Raw genomic sequence first — 18,694 nt, forward strand, 5'->3', positions numbered from 1 at the left:
AAATAGCCACGGTTTGTTTATCTTTTTTAAAAAAGGATAATTATTTAAAATCTGCGTCAGAAACTCCTTCGTTAATTTTTGCATCTTTTAATACATACTGAACTTTTTGAGGCCCTAAACTTCCAGATTTTTTACCAGGAAACTTTACTCCATTAAATTCTTTATAATCACCGAATGTTGCTTCTTGAGTTTGAGTTCTACCTCCCATATTAATGTTTTGAACTTCTTTTACTTTTAATCCAGAGTCAACATCATAATAACTAGTAATAGAAACAATTTTTCCTTTTTTAGAAACTACATAAGCGTCTTTTCCATTAATTGGCTCAATACCTGTTAGTTTAGTTTCAGCATTATTTAAATAACCAACTTCTGGGAAAGTTCCTAAAGTAAATGAAAAGTCTTTAGCCATTGCAGGAGGCAAAGGTTGCCCATTCATTTTAATAGCATCTTTATCCATTGTTACTTTCATCATAGTATTTCCGTTCATAGCAGTGGCGTTAGCAAAGTGAGTGGCAGTTCTTTTTTCAGTATTTTGAATTTTTCTACCCATTGCTTCTGCTTCGTAAACTACCATTGTAGATTTTAAGTTTTTAACTTTATCGGCCCCACCAATAGCATCAAAATACTTATTTATAACAGTGTTTTTAGTAACTCCAGCAGGAATCGTTTTACTCATTGCTGGTTTTTCAGTAGGATTTCCGTTTTTATCGAAATAGTTGATTTTGTAATTAGCCGTTTTTTCTAAATTCTTTAAAACATCTATTCCTTTACCTGTAATGATAATTCTTGCTTTATCTCCTTTGAAATATTTGATAGCTGCATTTTGAACATCGTCTAAGGTTACCGAATTAATGTTTTTAAGATAGTTTTTGTAATAATCTTTAGGTAACTTGTTCGTTAAAATGTTTAGAGCATAAGAAGCTACAGTTTGTGGTTTTTCTACATTTCTAACAAAATTTCCAATATATTTTGCCTTAGCAATATCTAACTCTTCTTGAGTAGCTTTCTTATATCGAATTTTGTTAATTTCTTTCATAGCTTCAACCATAGCACTATCGGTAACCATGTTTCTTACAGAAGCAGAAGTTTTAAAACGTGAAGCGTAACGGCTAGATCCAATACTAGAATATGATCCGTAAGTATATCCTTTATCTTCTCTTAGGTTTTTGTATAGCCTACCAGTACCACCACCACCAAGAATTTGGTTAGCTAAAAGAGCAGCATAGTAATCTTTGTCTCCCATTTTAAGGTCAACACTGTTAATGATTGCTAATTCAGACTGTACTGCATTTGGCATGTTAATAAAGTCAATTTCAGTAGTGCTTGGGTTTTCTACTTTTGGTAATTGCTGCGCAATCATGTCGCTTTTTTTCCAACTAGAAAACAAATCTTTAACTAGGGTTTTTACTTCTTTAAATTTTACATCTCCAATAATAACTAAGTATGCATTATTTGGCTTGTAAGTTTTATTGTAAAGATTTTCTACGTCTTGTAGAGTTACGTTTTTTAACGTAGCTTCTGAAGTAAATTCACCAAAAGGGTGATTTTTACCATACGTTAAAACATTTTGAACTCTGCTAGCAATGGCTTGTACACTTTTTTCACCATTCTTAATTCCGTCTAAAGACTGTTTCATTTGTTTGTCAAACTCTTCTTGAGTGAAAACAGGGTTTAAAGCAGCATCTGCCATTAAACCTAATACTTTAGGAAAATATTTTGATAATGAACTTGCTCTAGCTCCTTCGTCCCAAAACGAAACATTTGCTCCTAAGAAATCTACTTCTTCATCGAAAGTTGCTTTTGGAGTGTTTTTAGATCCAGACCCTAACATACTGCTTAATAAACCTTCTACTCCTTTTTTGTTTCCATAAGTCATAGGAGGATTGTCAATAGTTAAGGTTGCAGTTACTCTTGGTAATTTATGGTTTTCAACAACTAAAACTTGTAATCCGTTTGATAAGCTAAATTTTTCAGGAGTTCCTAAATTAATTTTAGGTGCAGGTCCTGGTTTTGGTTGTTTAGTTCTATCTATCTGTGCTGAAACAGTTAATGATAGAAACATTATTGCGATTATTGAAAATATCTTTGTTTTCATTAAAATTCAGTTTAGATGATTATTTCTTTTTAGCTTCTGGTAAATATTCGATAACAACTCTACGGTCTTTAGCTAAATATTTTCTAGCTACGTCTCTAATTTCTTCTTTAGTTATAGAGTTTATAATTTCTAATTCTTTATTAATTCTATTAGTATCACCAACTAACATGTAGTTTCTTGCTAAAGAGTTTGCAATACCTTGAACGTTTGAGTTAGAGGCAACAAAACGGTTTTCAAACTTGTTTCTAACTTTTTGTAAATCTTTATCAGAAACTAATTCAGTTTGTAATTTCTCAATTTCCTCATCCATTTCTTTAATTAAATCATCTAAAGAAGTTTTACCTAAAGGAATTGCACCAATATTATAAACACTATAATCTTCTAAATTTCTTGCAAAAGAGAATACGTTTAATGATTTCTTTTTACCATCTACTAATTTTTTATATAATCTAGAACTCTTACCATTACTTAAAATTGTAGAGATAACATCTAACACTTTAGAATCTCTTTCTTTCATAGAAGGAGTTTTATGTGCTAGTAAGATTGCTGGTAACTGGATGTTAGAATCATATTCCTTAACACGTTTTTCTTTTGTTCTTTCTGGTTCAACAACTTTTTCGCGTTTTGGTAAAGTACGTGCTGGAATTGGCTCGAAATAATCTTTAATCATTTTCTTAGCATTCTTTGTGTCAAAATCTCCAGCAACTACCAAAACAGCATTGTTTGGCATATACCATTTGTTGTAAAAAGCTTTAAACTCTTCTAATTTGGCAGCGTCTAAATCTTTTATATAACCAATCATTGGTCTACCATAGTTGTGTTTATCAAAAATATGATTGTACACATCTCCGTAAATAATCTTTCCGTAAGGAGCATTGTCCATACGTTGACGCTTTTCTTCTTTTACAACCTCGTTTTGAGTGTCAACTGCTTTTTGATCGATAATAGGGTGTAATAAACGTTCAGATTCCATCCATAACGCTAACTCTAAATTGTTAGAAGGAAAAGTTTCGTAATAATACGTTCTATCCCAGTTGGTGTTTGCATTACCAGTACCTCCGTTGGCAGCTTCAATTTTGTTCCATTCTCCACGACCAATGTTTTCAGTTCCAGTGAATAATAAATGCTCGTAGAAGTGTGCCATACCAGTTTTACCGTCTACTTCGTCTTTTGCACCTACATGATACATAACACCTACAGTAACTACTGGGGCAGAATTATCTTTGTGTAAAATAACGTGCATGCCGTTACTTAAATCGTACTCTTCGAACTCAACTTTTTGTGCATTTGCCGAAAATGCTACTAAAAGAGCTGAAGCAAGAGATAAAATACTTCTTTTCATTAGTTGTTCTTTTAATTAGTTTAAATTTCTTTGTTTGACGCAATATAGTTTAGTTTGTTACACTGTTTAACGTTCATTTTTTTAATTTTAAACTAAATATATTAATAGTTGCTATTCAATTTGTTAGTGATATTGTTTTATTTTTCTGATTTACATGAATTTAAAAGATGTAATTTGTTGCTAGTAAAAGAAAAACACGTATATTTGCATCCGCATTTCTTGAATTATCTGGAAATGCATTGTATAAACAATAAGCAAAACAAATTAGTATGTACGCAATCGTAGAGATAGCAGGGCAGCAGTTTAAAGTAGCGAAAGACCAAAAGGTTTATGTTCACCGTTTACAAGGAGAAGAAGGTTCTCAAGTAACTTTTGATAACGTAATGTTAATCGAAGATAAAGGTAACGTAACTATTGGCGCCCCAGCTATAGAAGGAGCCGCAGTATCGGCAAAGATTTTAGGTCACTTAAAAGGTGATAAAGTAATCGTTTTCAAAAAGAAAAGAAGAAAAGGTTACAAAAAGAAAAATGGACACAGACAGTATTTAACAGAGATTCAAATCGAAAGTATTGCTGCATCTGGCGCAAAAAAGGCAACTGCTAAGAAAGAAACTCCAAAGAAAGAGGAGAAAGCAGCATCGAATGATTTAAGTTCAATGACTGTTGCTGAGTTAAAAGCTTTAGCTAAAGAAAAAGGTATTTCTGGATACACTTCTTTAAAGAAAGCTGAATTAATTGAAGTATTAAGTAAATAATTAACCTAAAAAACTCGTTAAGAAATGGCTCATAAGAAAGGTGTCGGTAGTTCGAAGAACGGTCGTGAATCGGAATCGAAACGTTTAGGAGTAAAGATTTTTGGAGGACAAGCTGCTATTGCAGGTAACATTATTGTTCGTCAAAGAGGAACTCAACACAACCCAGGAGAAAACGTTTACATGGGGAAAGATCATACTTTACATGCTAAAGTTGATGGTGTTGTTCAATTCCAAAAGAAAAGAGATAACAAATCATATGTTTCTATAATCCCATTTGAGGCTTAAGAAATAATAGATTAGAATATTAAAAGCGCAAATCATATGATTTGCGCTTTTTTGTTTTCTATTGTTAATGTTTTTAATATTCTATAAAAGCAGAAAAACACCGCGACCACGGTGTTTTCTTTTTTTAATTATCATATTTGAATAACCCCTAATTTATCTAATATGATTCCCCCTAAAAGTGATACAAATATGAGAAGGAAATAAATAATAAAAAATTGGTTTTGTACAAACTGCTAATTTTAGTGTGTAAATGGTTTTATTTGCTGTTTAGTAAGTATATTTCTATACAAAGTTGGTAGGATTACAAGTATAAATGGTTTTCTTTTTACATATTAATAAGTTACATTTGGTATAAAGATCGTTTTATGTTAAAAGCTGTTATTGTCGATGATGAACCAAAAGCTATACAAGGGTTATCATGGGAGCTATCTAATTTTAGTGAAGATTTAAATATTGAAAAAACATTTACAGATGCCGAAGAGGCAATAAGTTATATTAATTCAAATGATATAGATTGCTTGTTTTTAGATATTGAAATGCCAACTATGGATGGTTTTCAATTATTAGAAAAACTAGATAAAAAAGACTTTGCAATTGTTATTACAACAGCTTATAATGAATACGCTATTAAAGCACTAAAAAATGAAGCGATTGATTATTTGTTAAAACCTATTGATACAGATGATTTAGAAGAAACTGTAATGCGTATTAAAAATCATCACAATAAAAATAACGATAGTGAAAAATTCGAAAAAATACTTTCAAGCTTTAACAAAAGGTTTAATAGTAGAAAAATTACGATTAGCGCAGATGGTAAACTAATATTTTTAGAACAGTCAGAGATTTTGTTTGTAGAGTCTGATGGTAATTATTCTTCTATTTATACTACAGCAAACAAAAAAATCGTTATTACAAAAAAATTAAAAGAAGTAAATGAGTTGTTACCTGATGAACATTTCTTTAGAATTCACAATTCATTTATAATTAACTTAAATAAAATAAAGGAATTTTTAAAATCTGAAGGTTATGTTATTCTTGAAGATAATCATAGAATACCAGTGTCTAGACAAAGAAAATCAGATTTCTTAGAAAAATTCTAGCTTCTATAAATGAAACTTCGAATAGCTTTTATAACTTTTTTTATTCTATTTTCTACCTTTTCTTTTTCGCAAAAGGAAAGAAAAAAAGATAGTATAATTAACAATGTTTTTACTGTAAAACCTGAAAATTATTTTAGTCTTCAAAAATATTTCAGACGCATTAGGTTTTCTGAAGATCAAATAAAATACTTATTAGAAAAAAGTGAGACAGAGACGTATGCCTTGGGGCAAATTTTCGCTAAAAATCTTTATGGTCGTTTTTATAGAAATAAAACTCAGTACGATAAATCAATTTTAAAATATAAAGAGGCCTTAGAATTAGCTAGAGAAGTTGGAAGTTTAGAGGCAGAAGTAGTAACGTTAAATCAGTTAGGGGTTGTATACAGAAGGCAAGATAAAATTAAGACGGCTTTAAATTATCATCATTTAGCCCTAGAAATGTTAACTAAAGCTACTAATCAAACAAAAGATATTAAGATTAGCACAAGTATTTCAATAAATAGTATTGGTAATATTTATTTGGCATTAAAGCAATACGAACTAGCTTTAGAAAGATTTGAGAAATCAATAGGAATTCAACAAGACGTAGAAGATAAAAGAGGGTTAGCAATCAATCATCAAAATATAGGGTTTGCATATAAGAATCTTGGAGATTTTGAAATTGCTCTTAAAAACTATAAAAAATCATTAGATTATAATAATCAAAACAATGACGAACTTGGTAAAGTAATTTGTCATAATAGTATTAGTGATATTTTAATAAAGCAAGGAAAATATGAAGAGGCTTATAAATACATTATAGAAGTACTTCCTTTAGCAGAAAAGATTGGTAATAAATATTATTTGTCTGAAGTATATAACACCTTAGGTTGGGTATATATTAAAACAGATAAACTAGATAAAGGGGAGAAATATGTAAAAATGGCTTTTGATATTGCTAAAAAGAATAACATGCCTTCGAGCTTATCAGCTGCTTATAACCATTTGTCTGAATTAAATTTAAAGAGAAAAGAATACAGAGAAGCTTTTGATAATTATAAAAAAGCAATTGATATTGATCGAGAAACTTTTAATGAGAAGAACATTGTTTATGTTACAAGTTTAATTAACAAATACGAAAACGAAGTAAGTAAAAATAGACTAGAAAGTTTAGCAAGAGAAAAAGATATTGCTGAATTAAATTTAACAAGAAATAGAAATATTTTAATAATAACCTTAGTGTCTTTAGCCTTGTTTAGTGTTGTGTTATATTCTATTTATAGACAACGTTTACTAAATAATGAAAAGAAAATTTTAATGCTTGAGCAAGAAGCTCTACAAAGCCAAATGAATCCTCATTTTGTATTCAATGCATTAAACTCAATTAAGCTCTATATTATAAATAATGAACAAAAAAATGCGGTTTATTATTTGAATAAATTTTCGAAACTTATTCGAAATATCTTAGATGCTTCTAAGGTAAAAGAGGTAACGCTTCACGAGGAATTAAAAACAATGAACCTTTATATGAGTATTGAAAATATTCGTTTTTCAAATGAAATAGAATATGTTCAAAAAATAGATGACGGACTTAATTTAGAGCGTATAAAAGTTCCACCATTAATTTTACAACCTTTCTTAGAAAACTCTATTTGGCATGGGTTATCGTCTAAAAAAGGAGAAAAGAAAGTAGAGCTTTCTGTAAGTAAAATTTCCGATGAGTTTATTCAAATAGATATTGAAGATAATGGAATTGGTAGAGAAGAAGCTTTTAAAATCAAAAGTAATAAATCATTAAATAGAAAATCTATTGGTATTGATTTAACGAAAGAAAGACTTCAAAACTTTACCAATGAATTTAAAAATCATTTCTCTTTAGAATATTTTGATTTAAAAGATGATGAAGGAAAACCTACTGGAACTAGAGTCTCCATTAGAGTGCCAATAGTTTAAAAATCGAATTTTAACTGAATCCAAACAGGAAGTTTTTTTTCAGTATTTAAATTACTGAATGAAATACCTAAAAGTCTAACAGAGTTTTTAAGTTTTTCTTGATATAAGAGCTCTTTTACAATAGGCATAAACTCTTTTTTTAGCTGAATGTAGGTTTGGGTTGTTTTGCTTCGTGTTTGTTGTGTAAAATCGCTGTATTTTATTTTTAAGGTAATGGTTTTACCTTTTGTGTCTGACTTTTTCATTCTTCGTTCTAACTCATCAGCAATTTTTTCTAATCGTTCTAACATAAAAACTTCAGAAGAAATATTTTCATTAAAAGTACGTTCGGCTGCAATCGATTTTCGAATTCGATTAGGTTTTACTTTAGAATTGTGAATTCCTCTTACAATATTGTAATAATGTGAGCCCGATTTGCCAAAAAGTTTGGTTAGTTCTTCAAGTGATTTTTGTTTAAGATCTAAACCTTTAAAAATTCCTAGATTATGCATTTTTGTAGCAGTAACCCTTCCTACTCCATAGAATTTAGCAACAGGTAATTCTTCTAAAAAAGAAATGACTTCTTCTGGGTGAATGGTTTTTTGCCCGTTAGGTTTATTAATGTCTGAAGCAACTTTAGCTAAAAATTTATTGATAGAAATTCCTGCGGAAGCTCTCAATTCTAGCTCTTCCCAAATACGGTGTCTAATTTCTCTGGCAATTTCGTTGGCAGATGGATTTCCTTTTTTGTTCTCTGTTACATCTAAATAAGCTTCATCTAAAGACAGCGGCTCTACCAAATCGGTATAATCGTAAAAGATGGCTCTAATTTTAGTCGATATTTCTTGATAGCGAGTATAACGAGGTCTAACAAAAATAAGATGAGGGCACTTTCTTTTGGCTAAAACTCCACTCATTGCCGATCGTACACCAAACTTACGAGCCTCATAACTTGCTGCAGAAACTACTCCGCGAATTTCACTACCACCAACAGCAACTGCTTTTCCTCGTAACTCAGGATTATCCAATTGTTCTACAGATGCATAAAAAGCATCCATGTCTACATGAATAATTTTACGAAATGGTGGCTGCAATTCCATGGTATAAAGTTATAAAAAAAGCGCTCGAAAGAGCGCTTAAATTTTGTTAACTAACCGTGTTCCCTTTTTGAAACTTTAGTTTTTCAGAACGTCCTTTTTTAAATATTTTATTGCTTGCGTGTTTTCCTTTTCGCAATTCTTTTTGCTCTTCGTATGGTAAATGAATTATTTCTTGACACTCTGTAGAACAAGTATTTTCCATTTGTTCTGCACATTCATCACATTGAATGAATAATAAATGGCAACCTTCGTTTGCACAGTTAGTATGTGTATCACACGGTTTACCACATTGGTGACAGTTAGAAATTACATCATCAGAAATTCGTTCAGCGCGTCTGTGATCAAAAACAAAGTTTTTTCCTTTGAATTTATTTTCCAATCCTTCAGCTTTTACTTGGCGTGTATATTCAATAATACCTCCCTCTAACTGAAAAACGTTTTTAAATCCTTTATGTTTGTAGTAAGCAGAAGCTTTTTCGCAACGAATTCCACCTGTACAATACATTAATAAGTTTTTATCTTCTTTATGTTCTTTTAAATCATTTTCAATAATGTCTAAAGAATCACGGAAAGTATCTACATCTGGAGTTACAGCACCTTCAAAATGACCTATTTCACTTTCGTAATGATTACGCATGTCTACACAAACCGTATTTGGGTTTGCTAACATTTCGTTAAACTCTTTTGCTGATAAATGTACACCTTTATCAGTTACGTCAAACGTGTCATCATTTAATCCGTCAGCAACAATTTTATTACGAACTTTTACTTTTAATTTTAAGAATGATTTATTGTTTTGCTCTACAGCAACATTTAAACGAATATCTTTTAAATAAGATATACTATCTAATTGCTCTTTTAAAGCTAAGAAGTTTTCTGCAGGAACTGAGATTTGTGCATTAATACCTTCGTAAGAAACATAGGTTCTTCCAAGAACATCAAGTTCGTTCCATTCAATAAATAATTTATTTCTAAAAAGTGTTGGATTTTCTATCTTAAAATATTGATAGAAAGAAATTGTAAGACGGTCTTTGCCCGCTTCGTCAATTAATTTAGCGCGTTCTTCTGCGCTTAACTTGTTGTACAGTTGCATGCTATACCTTTTTAAGTTAAACAATAATAAGTTATGATTTTTCTATAAAATCGGTGCAAATGTACATAATTTTTACTTTCGGTGTTTAAAATAACACATTTAGTATTAAATTGATAGGAATTAAACTTTAATGTAAAATTTTATAATAAAACATATACAACCTACTTCTTTTTTTTAAACCTTTGTATAAGTTTTTTAAGTGTTAAATGATTAGAAATGTAACCTTAAACGATGCAGTAATTATTACCGAAATTTATAATTACTACATAAAAAACTCAATAGCAACTTTTGATGAAGAGCCTGTTGAAGTAGTTTATTTTGAATCAAAAATAAAAGAAGTAACAAAACATTTTTCTTGGTATGTTTTTGAAAAAGATAATGAAGTTTTAGGTTATGCTTATGCAAATTCATGGAACACAAGAAGTGCATATTACAAAACAGCTGAAGTGTCGGTATACCTAAAGCCAAATATTGTAAGTAGAGGAATAGGAACTTTTTTATACGAAAAACTAATAAATGAGCTTAAAGAGCAAAATTATCATGTTGTTATTGGTGGAATTTCTCTTCCGAATGAAGCTAGTGTGAGACTACATGAAAAATTTGGTTTTCAAAAAGTAGCACATTTTAAAGAAGTAGGATATAAATTTAATAAATGGGTAGATGTTGGCTATTGGCAATTAACCCTTAATAATAAAAGTAAATAAAATGAAAGTAGCAGTTGTAGGAGCTACCGGAATGGTAGGTAATGTAATGTTACAAGTATTGGCAGAACGTAATTTTCCTGTAACAGAATTAATACCTGTAGCATCAGAACGTTCGGTAGGAAATCAATTAGAGTTTAAAGGAGAAAACTACACTGTAGTTGGTTTAGAAACCGCAGTTTCTATGAAACCAGATGTAGCATTGTTTTCAGCAGGAGGAAGTACATCGTTAGAATGGGCACCTAAATTTGCAAAAGTAGGAACTACAGTAATTGATAATTCTTCTGCTTGGAGAATGGACCCAACAAAGAAATTAATTGTTCCAGAAATTAACGCATCTGAATTAACTGAGGATGATAAAATTATTGCAAACCCAAACTGTTCAACAATTCAAATGGTAATGGCTTTGGCTCCGTTGCATAAAAAATATACAGTTAATAGATTGGTGATTTCAACTTATCAATCTATTACAGGTACTGGTGTGAAGGCTGTTCGTCAGTTAGAGAATGAAGCAAATGGAGTTGAAGGAGAAACAGCATATCCACATCAAATTCATAAAAATGCTTTGCCACATTGTGATGTTTTTGAAGAAGTAGGTTACACGAAAGAAGAATTAAAATTAGTAAGAGAAACGCATAAGATTTTAAATGACCCAAGTATTGCAATTACAGCTACTGCGGTTAGAATTCCTGTTGTTGGAGGTCATTCAGAATCTGTAAATATTGAATTTGATAATCATTACGAAGTAGCAGATGTAAGAACAATATTAAGTGAAACAGATGGAGTAGTTGTTCAAGATAATATTGAAAATAACGAATATCCGATGCCTTTTTATTCAGAAGGGAAAGATGAAGTTTTCGTAGGTAGAATCCGTAGAGATTTATCTAGAGAGAATGCGTTAAATATGTGGATTGTTTCTGATAATTTAAGAAAAGGAGCAGCAACAAATACTGTTCAAATTGCTGAATATTTAGTGGCAAATAATTTGATTAAAAGCTCAGTTGAAGTATAAAACCTAACAAGATTATATTTTAAAAATCCTGTACATAATTGTACAGGATTTTTATTTTTGAATTATGAATAAAGAACAAATAATTAAGGATACTGTAACGTTTGTTAAAGACACTTTACAAGGAGCAGAAGGAGGTCATGACTACTTTCATATAGAACGTGTGTATAAAAACGCTCTATTAATCGCTAAAGAAGAAAATGTAGATGAGTTTGTAGTAACTTTAGGAGCGTTATTACACGATATTGCTGATAGTAAATTTCATAATGGAGATGAAACAATAGGTCCAAAAGTTGCACGTAAATTCTTAACTGAAGAAGGTGTTGAAGAGGAAATCATCCTTCATGTTGAAAATATTATTCAAAACATATCTTTTAAAGGAGGAAATTTTGATCAGAAGTTTAAATCATCAGAATTAGATGTTGTTCAAGATGCTGATAGATTAGATGCTATAGGCGCTATTGGAATTGCGCGTTGTTTTAATTATGGTGGTTTTAAAAACAGAGAGTTGTATAACCCTGAGATAAAACCTAATCTAAATATGACTAAGGACGAGTATAAAAAATCTACTTCCCCAACAATTAATCATTTTTACGAAAAATTATTACTGTTAAAAGATAAAATGAATACTAAAACAGGAAAAAGAATTGCTGAAGAAAGGCATGAGTTTATGCTAGGTTTCTTACAACAATTTTACGCTGAATGGAATGGAGAAAAATAAGTAAAACAAAAACTTTACAATAAATAAATTAAAAAATAACATAAATTGTTTTGGTATTTGTAATTTAAATGTATATTAGCTGCGAATTTATAATTCCCCTTATAATTTTATTCCCCTTATAAAAAGATGACGACTACTTACAGACGTCATCTTTTTGTTTTTTTATAAGATTTGATTAATTATTAATAAAATAGATTCAATTAAAAAGAAAAAAAGTTTCATTAATATAGTGATCATAATAGTAATTTTTTAAGGTTGAATTTTTCCGTTTTTTATAGTTGTTTTATTTGAAACATTATTAGTTATAAAATCTAGTGTGACCAAATCAATTTTATTAAACCCATCTACTTCTTTAGCTAAAAGTAAAGTTAATTCAGATGTGTTTTTATTAATACAATCTATTAATTCATATTCTACTTTTTCGGTAGTAATTCCATCTGGTCCATATTGCAATCCTTTTACATAAATAAGTTGATTTACTTCTTTACAATTACAATTGTCTCTAAGTATTTTTAGAATAGCATCAGATTTGTTTTTACCATGAATAGAAGAACTAACAGCATACCCAAATAAAGAACCAATAGAAATAGCAAGTATTAAAATAAGCCAAAAGTTAGTGCCTCTTTTCATGATTTTTAAACTGAGTTTGGTTGGTTGATTTCTGATATCAAATTACCAACTAAAAAATCATTAATAAAAGTAATGTTGCCCTAGTTTTAAGAAAAAAGGGAACCTGTTTTGGTTTTAAAACACTGATTATAAGTTGGTTGTTTGTTTTGTGTCTGTTGAATGAGCTAAAAGAAAGGGAAACCCTATTTTTATAAATTTAGGGTAAAAATGCAGCTTTTTAGTTTGAGTTATTTAATTTTTTAATAAAAACTGAAGGGAGTAATCCTGTTCTTCTTTTAAAATATTTAGAGAAAGAATCGGCGCTTTTATAACCCACTTCCTCAGCAATAGATTTTATTGAATAGGATCTAAAACGAGTGTCATTTTTAAGTTTAATTAACGTATAATTAATTCTTAAATCGTTAATGTAGGTGTTGAAGTTTTTTTGAAACTCAGCATTAATAACTTTAGATAAATAAGAAGTATTTGTTTTTATTTTTTTAGCAACATTGTATAGATTACATTCTTGTTTTAAGTAATATTCTTGTTCTTCAATTTTTTGTAACCCTTTTAAAATTTGTTGGGTTAATTCAGGATTGATTTCAGGAGTTTTTTCAGTTGAAACCTTTTCTTTTGTATCTATAATTTTAGATTCTTCTTTTTTAGAGTTTACTCTATCTAAAAGTTCATTAAAATTTTTAGTTTCTCTTTTTCTTTTTCTAGATAAAATGAATAGGTAAAATAAAAGTAAGGCAATAAAAATTGAGCTTCCAAGAATGTAAAAAGAAGAGAACTTTAATTGCTTTTCTTTTTGTGAGTTTAAAGTTTCAAGTTCAGTATTATGAAATTGCTGAATAACATCTCTTTTGTTTTTTTCTAAAGCTGATTGACTCAATACATACTTTTCAAAATATTGATTAGATTTTTCAATATTCCCCGAGGTTTTATAATATTTGGCAAGTTGTTTATAATCTTCTGATAAGCTATGTTCTTTAACTTCTTTTGAATTAATTTCAATCCCTTTTTCCATTAACTCAGCTGCCTCATCATATTTACCAAGTTTTGCTAAGCATTCTGCATAACCACGATAATAATATAAAACTCCTTTTTCTGCATTAAACTCATTAGATTTTTGAACAGCTACTTTATATTGTTTCAAGGCCTCTTCAAGCTTATTTTCTTTTGTTAAAATTACTGCTTTAGCAATTTCGAAGGTTAGTTCACTTCCTATAGTACTTTTATGATAACCTTTCTTTATTCCTTGATTCAGAATTATTTTAGCAGAGTCTATATCGTTTTTAAGTAAATATGCTTCTACGATACTAGTGGTGGTTAAAGCGCTATTGAAAATCTTAGTTTTTTCTTCTATTTCTTTAGATGATTCGAGTCTTTTTAATCCAGTTTTATAGCTTTTTATGGCTTGGTCGTATTCTTTGATACTTGCTTTAATTTCTCCAATTAAAATAGGTATTACGGCTTTATAAAAAGGTAGATTTTCTTTTTCTGCTATATTTTTAGAGATATTAAAATAGTCTAGAGCAGTTTTAGTATCTCCTAGAGTAGCATAATTATTACCTAATTGCGCATAAATTTCTACAGGAACAATTTCGGTGTCAATTAATTCGTTTTTTACTTTTTCAGAAAATTTATTTTTAAAAAAGAAATCTAATTCTTTTTTAAAGTAAGCAATAGATTTTAAATTTTCGTTAGCAAATTGATTTCTCCTACCCAGATGATGAAGCGCTCTAAGGATTAAAAAAGTATCTTTTTCTTTTTCTCCTAGTTGTAATAATTTTTCTGAAAGTTTAATTACTACATGAGGGTTAGCGTTGTAGTTAACTGTTTTGCTAATAGAGTCTAAAAGAACTTTAGCCTCAATACTTCTTTGTCCAAAACTGGCTGTAACAAAAGAAACATAAAGGCTAAGTGCTAATAGTATTTTAACAAATGTTCTCAATTTATGCTCCTGGGAAATTAGGTTTACGTTTTTCTAAAAATGCAGTAGTTCCTTCTTTGAAATCTTCAGTTCCAAAACAGTTACCAAATTCTTCAATTTCTACATTATATCCATTAACTCCGTCAGTAAAATTAGCATTTACAGCTTTTATAGCAGCTCCAATTGCTACAGAAGAATTTCTCATAATTTTGCTTGCTAATTTTTCAGCTAAAGGTAATAATTCTTCTTGAGATGTTACGTGATTTACTAATCCGTAAGCCTGAGCATCAGTCGCAGAAATCATACCCGCAGTCATCACTAATTCCATTGCACGACCTTTGCCAACTAATTGAGATAAACGTTGAGTTCCTCCATAACCAGGAATTACTCCTAACGATACTTCTGGAAGCCCCATTTTTGCATTGTCTGAAGCTACTCTAAAATGACAAGACATTGCTAATTCTAATCCGCCACCTAAAGCAAAACCATTAACTGCTGCAATTACCGGAGTACTTAAGTTTTCTACAAAGTCAAATAAAATTCCTTGACCTTTTCTTGCTAATTCGCCTCCTTCTTCAACAGAAAAATGAGCAAATTCTGAAATATCTGCTCCTGCTACAAACGCTTTTTCTCCGCTACCGGTAATGATGATTATTTTTACATTTGCATCATTATTTAAATCTTCAAAAGCATTGTGAAGTTCTTGTATAGTTGCTTTGTTTAATGCGTTTAATTTCTTTGGTCGGTTAATTGTTATGGTTGCTAATCCGTTGTTTTGATTAACTAAAATATTTTCAAAATTCATGGTAGTTATATTTTGGGTAAAATTACAGTAAAAACAGTTCCTATTCCTTCACTAGATGTGAAGTTTATAGAGCCGTCGTACGCTTCAATTATCTTTTTTATCATTGGCAAACCTAAGCCCATTCCACTTGTTTTTGTGGTGAATTTAGGTTCGAAAATTAGTTTTTTATTCTCGTCGTTAATTCCTTTTCCGTTATCAGAAACAATAATTTTTACATTATTACCTTCTGACGCTACTTTTACTTCAATTCTAGGATTTTCTTCATCCTTTTTCATTGCTTGAGTAGCATTTTTTACCAAGTTAGTAACAATTCTAATAAGTTGTGTTTTATCTAAATTGGCAAATAAAGATTCTTCTTTAGGAATGTAATGTATATAGTCTTCTGTAAAGATGTCTAGAGCGTGTTTTACAACATCAACCACATCTAATTTTTCTCTTCTTTGTGTAGGCATTTTTGCAAAGTCTGAAAATGCAGAAGCAATAGAACTCATAACATCTATTTGCTGAATAAGAGTTTGACTGTATTCAGACATTTTTTCTTTAATATTCGGGTCGTTAGGATCGAATCTTCTATCGAAACTTTGTACCGAAAGACGCATTGGAGTTAGCGGGTTTTTGATTTCATGAGCAACTTGTTTTGCCATTTCTCTCCACGCTTGTTCACGCTCGCTTTGTGCAAGTTTTACAGCACTTTCTTCTAATTGATCAATCATATTGTTGTATGATTCTACCAAAGAGTTAATTTCTGAACTTGCTGCGTTTAAAGTAATTTTCTCATTACGCTTATTCAATCGAGTTTCTTTAATTATTTCAGAAATTGTTTGAATAGAACGTGTAATATAACTCGACAAGAAATATGCTAAAACAATCGCTGCTATAAACATTAAAATGTAAACTAACGATAAGCGAGAAATAAACTCCTGTAGTTCTTTCTTTTGTTCTTCGTTATTTTGAGCAATTTGTATTTCTAAAATACCAATTCTCTTAAAGCGTAAATCGTTAATATAAGTGTAAGAAGATTGATAAGTAATGTCTTTTTCCTGCTTACTTTTTAAGATTCTATGGTTTGAGTTGTTTGCTAATTCTCTAACAATTTCTTTAGCTAATGGCAGGTCTTTAGCCATGTCGAAATTATAAGGCTTCGACGATTTTAAAAAGGTACCATTCATATCGTACATAATTATTGTTAGCTTATGTACAGCAGCCATTTCATAAATTCTATCTTGAAATATTTTAGATAAATTTTCGGTAGTTACTGCGTAGGTAGTTTTACGTTTTAACTCAATTTCTATGTCTTGTTTTATTGTACTTTCTTTCCTTCCAAAACGTTTTATGTTATAGTCTTTAGTTTGTTCATCGTACTGATAAATGGTTACTAAAACAATTAATACAGAAGCCAATAATACCAAGAGTATCATTGATAAGAAAATACGTATTCGTAAAGAAATATTGTTAAATAAAGACACTATAGCAATTTTATAAATCTATTCTTTTTGATTTCATTTGAAGTGTGTCATCAAACTCTCCATCTCCGTCCCAATCATACACAACTTTTCCTTCAAATTTATTGTCGTTTTGTTTTATGAAATACCAAGCTTGTACTTGTTTTCCCAAATACGGATAATCTACATATAAACTATCACCTTTTGTTTTCCAAGTACCTTTGGTTTCTCCTACTTTTTTACCATCAGGTTGTTTAAACCAAGCAGAAAATGTTCCGTCGTTATTATAAGTAGATTGTGCTCTACCAGTATTAGGTTTAGAAAAATCATCTTCAAAAACCGAAGTGCTATCTGTTTTATTTACAGTTGGCATTTCAATTTTAATATATTGCGTTTCCCAGTTACCAACCATAAAATCCTTTAGAGATTTTTTAGTCTCAACTTTTTTCTCACTTTTTTCATTTTTACAAGCAACAAAAAATGTTCCAAATAAAATAACGAAGAATATGGTTTTTAATTTCATGTGTAAGAGTTTATACTTTAGCTTCTTTAGTATGTAACAAACGTGTTAGTTTAATAGATAAATCTAGTAAAATTATTTTTGCATTTCCGTTACGTTCAATATGATATTGAGCATCACTTACCTCTTTTTCAATCGTTAAAATATTTGCACTATGAACAAAGGGAGCAAATTTTGAAAGATCGAAGTTTGCCGATTTAGTTTCTAAAAATACTAAGTCTGGTGTTCCATAATTTAAGAGTAATGCTTGTCTAAAAAATTGCAAACAATATTGTAAAAATTGCTTTTGAGTTTCTCTACCTGATTTTGCGATTTCTTCCGACCATCCAATTAAATCTTGAATTACAGCTGCATTTCCTTTGGCTTTAAAAGCACTACGAATCCAAGTAATAAACCATTGTTCAAAAATTATATCGTTAGAATCGTTATGTAATAAATGAACAGCTTTATTGTAATTTCCTTCAGATTGATGTGCTAGTTTGGTAGCTTCATTCATAGAAACTCGTTCTCTTTGAACTAAAGCATTGGCAATATCATCATTACCTAATGCTGGGAAATGAATTGCTTGACAACGAGATTTTATAGTATTTATAATTTGACCATCGTCTTCGCTAACTAATAAGAAAATAGTTTTACTTGGAGGTTCTTCAATTAGTTTTAAAAGCTTATTGGCGGCGGCTGTGTTCATTTTTTCAGCCATCCAAATAATCATAACTTTAAATCCACCTTCGTATGATTTTAGTTGTAGTTTTTTAACAATATCTTCGGCTTCATCTACCCCAATTTGCCCTTGCTTGTTTTCAACTCCAATATGTTGTAACCAATTAAACAATCCTCCATAAGGTTGTTCGTTTATAAAGGTTCTCCAATCTTCTAAAAATAAATCACTAACTGGATGTTTTTTTACAGAATCGTTAGTGGTTACAGGAAAGGCAAAGTGCAAATCTGGGTGTTGTAGTTTGCTACATTTTATATTACAAGCTTCAGTATTTTCAGAAAAATTACATAACAAAAACTGAGCATAGGCAATAGCTGTTGGCAATGCACCAGTTCCTTCTTTTCCAATAAATAATTGTGCGTGTGGAATTCTTCCGTTTTCAGCAGAAGTAATTAAATGTTGCTTTATGTGATCTTGCCCAATAATTTCCTCAAAAGTCATACGCAAATATAAGGTTTCTCCTATCAATAAATTGTTATGAGTAGCGTAGTTTAATCTTTTGTTTAGAATCGTTCTATTTTAGTATATTTGCAAGCTAACTTACTATAGATT

The 18,694-nt window shown here is 30.1% G+C and carries 17 protein-coding genes; 7 read left to right on the plus strand and 10 right to left on the minus strand.

What is annotated here, in order from left to right; all coding sequences use genetic code 11:
- Window positions 1–40: 40 nt before the first annotated feature.
- Both WH52_RS13525 and WH52_RS13530 read right to left on the minus strand, forming a co-directional pair.
- Complete coding sequence (locus WH52_RS13525) at window positions 41–2,095, minus strand: M16 family metallopeptidase (RefSeq protein ID WP_086031494.1); 2,055 nt, start codon at window positions 2,093–2,095, stop codon at window positions 41–43.
- 19 nt (window positions 2,096–2,114) lie between these two features.
- Complete coding sequence (locus WH52_RS13530; RefSeq protein WP_086031495.1) at window positions 2,115–3,437, minus strand: M16 family metallopeptidase; 1,323 nt, start codon at window positions 3,435–3,437, stop codon at window positions 2,115–2,117.
- A 269-nt stretch (window positions 3,438–3,706) separates the two neighbouring features.
- Here WH52_RS13530 and rplU point away from each other — a divergent pair, with 269 nt between their 5' ends.
- The 4 genes from rplU (at window position 3,707) to WH52_RS13550 (ending at window position 7,509) form a co-directional block, all read left to right on the plus strand.
- On the plus strand, window positions 3,707–4,192 hold the full coding sequence (rplU, locus tag WH52_RS13535; RefSeq protein ID WP_086031496.1) for a 50S ribosomal protein L21: 486 nt from the start codon (window positions 3,707–3,709) through the stop codon (window positions 4,190–4,192).
- Window positions 4,193–4,216: 24 nt separating this feature from the next.
- Window positions 4,217–4,477 carry a 50S ribosomal protein L27 gene (gene rpmA, locus WH52_RS13540; protein WP_086031497.1) on the plus strand — a complete coding sequence of 87 codons (261 nt, stop codon included), beginning with the start codon at window positions 4,217–4,219 and terminating at the stop codon, window positions 4,475–4,477.
- Window positions 4,478–4,842: 365 nt separating this feature from the next.
- On the plus strand, window positions 4,843–5,577 hold the full coding sequence (locus WH52_RS13545; RefSeq protein WP_086031498.1) for a LytR/AlgR family response regulator transcription factor: 735 nt from the start codon (window positions 4,843–4,845) through the stop codon (window positions 5,575–5,577).
- A 9-nt stretch (window positions 5,578–5,586) separates the two neighbouring features.
- Window positions 5,587–7,509, plus strand: coding sequence for a tetratricopeptide repeat-containing sensor histidine kinase (locus WH52_RS13550; RefSeq protein ID WP_086031499.1), 1,923 nt, complete (start codon window positions 5,587–5,589; stop codon window positions 7,507–7,509).
- Here the strand turns inward: WH52_RS13550 and dinB are convergent.
- Both dinB and trhO read right to left on the minus strand, forming a co-directional pair.
- Window positions 7,506–8,588 (minus strand): DNA polymerase IV, encoded by a 1,083-nt coding sequence (dinB, locus tag WH52_RS13555; RefSeq protein ID WP_086031500.1) that lies wholly within the window; start codon window positions 8,586–8,588, stop codon window positions 7,506–7,508. The genes WH52_RS13550 and dinB overlap by 4 nt on opposite strands.
- A gap of 46 nt (window positions 8,589–8,634) precedes the next feature.
- Window positions 8,635–9,681 (minus strand): oxygen-dependent tRNA uridine(34) hydroxylase TrhO, encoded by a 1,047-nt coding sequence (gene trhO / locus WH52_RS13560; RefSeq protein ID WP_086031501.1) that lies wholly within the window; start codon window positions 9,679–9,681, stop codon window positions 8,635–8,637.
- 206 nt (window positions 9,682–9,887) lie between these two features.
- On the opposite strand from trhO, the gene WH52_RS13565 reads away from it, so the two are divergent.
- The 3 genes from WH52_RS13565 (at window position 9,888) to WH52_RS13575 (ending at window position 12,112) form a co-directional block, all read left to right on the plus strand.
- On the plus strand, window positions 9,888–10,385 hold the full coding sequence (locus tag WH52_RS13565; RefSeq protein ID WP_086031502.1) for a GNAT family N-acetyltransferase: 498 nt from the start codon (window positions 9,888–9,890) through the stop codon (window positions 10,383–10,385).
- A 1-nt stretch (window position 10,386) separates the two neighbouring features.
- Window positions 10,387–11,394 (plus strand): aspartate-semialdehyde dehydrogenase, encoded by a 1,008-nt coding sequence (locus WH52_RS13570; protein ID WP_086031503.1) that lies wholly within the window; start codon window positions 10,387–10,389, stop codon window positions 11,392–11,394.
- 64 nt (window positions 11,395–11,458) lie between these two features.
- On the plus strand, window positions 11,459–12,112 hold the full coding sequence (locus WH52_RS13575) for an HD domain-containing protein (RefSeq protein ID WP_086031504.1): 654 nt from the start codon (window positions 11,459–11,461) through the stop codon (window positions 12,110–12,112).
- A 249-nt stretch (window positions 12,113–12,361) separates the two neighbouring features.
- On the opposite strand, the gene WH52_RS13580 is transcribed toward WH52_RS13575, so the two are convergent.
- The 6 genes from WH52_RS13580 to WH52_RS13605 all read right to left on the minus strand — a co-directional run bounded on the left by WH52_RS13580 (window position 12,362) and on the right by WH52_RS13605 (window position 18,583).
- Window positions 12,362–12,742: a hypothetical protein gene (locus WH52_RS13580; RefSeq protein ID WP_086031505.1), complete on the minus strand. Its 381-nt coding sequence runs from the start codon at window positions 12,740–12,742 to the stop codon at window positions 12,362–12,364.
- A gap of 217 nt (window positions 12,743–12,959) precedes the next feature.
- A complete protein-coding gene (locus WH52_RS13585) occupies window positions 12,960–14,678 on the minus strand; it encodes a helix-turn-helix domain-containing protein (protein ID WP_086031506.1) in 1,719 nt (572 codons plus the stop codon).
- A gap of 1 nt (window position 14,679) precedes the next feature.
- Window positions 14,680–15,462 carry an enoyl-CoA hydratase/isomerase family protein gene (locus tag WH52_RS13590; RefSeq protein ID WP_086031507.1) on the minus strand — a complete coding sequence of 261 codons (783 nt, stop codon included), beginning with the start codon at window positions 15,460–15,462 and terminating at the stop codon, window positions 14,680–14,682.
- A 5-nt stretch (window positions 15,463–15,467) separates the two neighbouring features.
- Complete coding sequence (locus WH52_RS13595) at window positions 15,468–16,880, minus strand: sensor histidine kinase (RefSeq protein ID WP_086031508.1); 1,413 nt, start codon at window positions 16,878–16,880, stop codon at window positions 15,468–15,470.
- Window positions 16,881–16,938: 58 nt separating this feature from the next.
- Window positions 16,939–17,427: a hypothetical protein gene (locus WH52_RS13600; RefSeq protein WP_086031509.1), complete on the minus strand. Its 489-nt coding sequence runs from the start codon at window positions 17,425–17,427 to the stop codon at window positions 16,939–16,941.
- Window positions 17,428–17,437: 10 nt separating this feature from the next.
- A complete protein-coding gene (locus tag WH52_RS13605; protein ID WP_086031510.1) occupies window positions 17,438–18,583 on the minus strand; it encodes a DNA polymerase III subunit in 1,146 nt (381 codons plus the stop codon).
- Window positions 18,584–18,694: the final 111 nt, after the last annotated feature.

Origin of the sequence: Tenacibaculum holothuriorum (assembly GCF_002120225.1) — a bacterium.
In the GTDB taxonomy this organism is placed as follows: domain Bacteria; phylum Bacteroidota; class Bacteroidia; order Flavobacteriales; family Flavobacteriaceae; genus Polaribacter; species Polaribacter holothuriorum.

Bases quoted from the DNA above. Each gene is read 5' to 3' on its own strand.
- WH52_RS13550 (WP_086031499.1), top strand. From the start codon at position 5,587: ATGAAACTTCGAATAGCTTTTATAACTTTTTTTATTCTATTTTCTACC.
- rpmA (WP_086031497.1), top strand. From the start codon at position 4,217: ATGGCTCATAAGAAAGGTGTCGGTAGTTCGAAGAACGGTCGTGAATCG.
- dinB (WP_086031500.1), bottom strand. From the start codon at position 8,588: ATGGAATTGCAGCCACCATTTCGTAAAATTATTCATGTAGACATGGAT.
- WH52_RS13570 (WP_086031503.1), top strand. From the start codon at position 10,387: ATGAAAGTAGCAGTTGTAGGAGCTACCGGAATGGTAGGTAATGTAATG.
- WH52_RS13530 (WP_086031495.1), bottom strand. From the start codon at position 3,437: ATGAAAAGAAGTATTTTATCTCTTGCTTCAGCTCTTTTAGTAGCATTT.
- WH52_RS13600 (WP_086031509.1), bottom strand. From the start codon at position 17,427: ATGAAATTAAAAACCATATTCTTCGTTATTTTATTTGGAACATTTTTT.
- trhO (WP_086031501.1), bottom strand. From the start codon at position 9,681: ATGCAACTGTACAACAAGTTAAGCGCAGAAGAACGCGCTAAATTAATT.
- WH52_RS13580 (WP_086031505.1), bottom strand. From the start codon at position 12,742: ATGAAAAGAGGCACTAACTTTTGGCTTATTTTAATACTTGCTATTTCT.
- WH52_RS13565 (WP_086031502.1), top strand. From the start codon at position 9,888: ATGATTAGAAATGTAACCTTAAACGATGCAGTAATTATTACCGAAATT.
- WH52_RS13545 (WP_086031498.1), top strand. From the start codon at position 4,843: ATGTTAAAAGCTGTTATTGTCGATGATGAACCAAAAGCTATACAAGGG.
- WH52_RS13605 (WP_086031510.1), bottom strand. From the start codon at position 18,583: ATGACTTTTGAGGAAATTATTGGGCAAGATCACATAAAGCAACATTTA.
- WH52_RS13575 (WP_086031504.1), top strand. From the start codon at position 11,459: ATGAATAAAGAACAAATAATTAAGGATACTGTAACGTTTGTTAAAGAC.
- WH52_RS13525 (WP_086031494.1), bottom strand. From the start codon at position 2,095: ATGAAAACAAAGATATTTTCAATAATCGCAATAATGTTTCTATCATTA.
- WH52_RS13590 (WP_086031507.1), bottom strand. From the start codon at position 15,462: ATGAATTTTGAAAATATTTTAGTTAATCAAAACAACGGATTAGCAACC.
- WH52_RS13595 (WP_086031508.1), bottom strand. From the start codon at position 16,880: ATGATACTCTTGGTATTATTGGCTTCTGTATTAATTGTTTTAGTAACC.
- rplU (WP_086031496.1), top strand. From the start codon at position 3,707: ATGTACGCAATCGTAGAGATAGCAGGGCAGCAGTTTAAAGTAGCGAAA.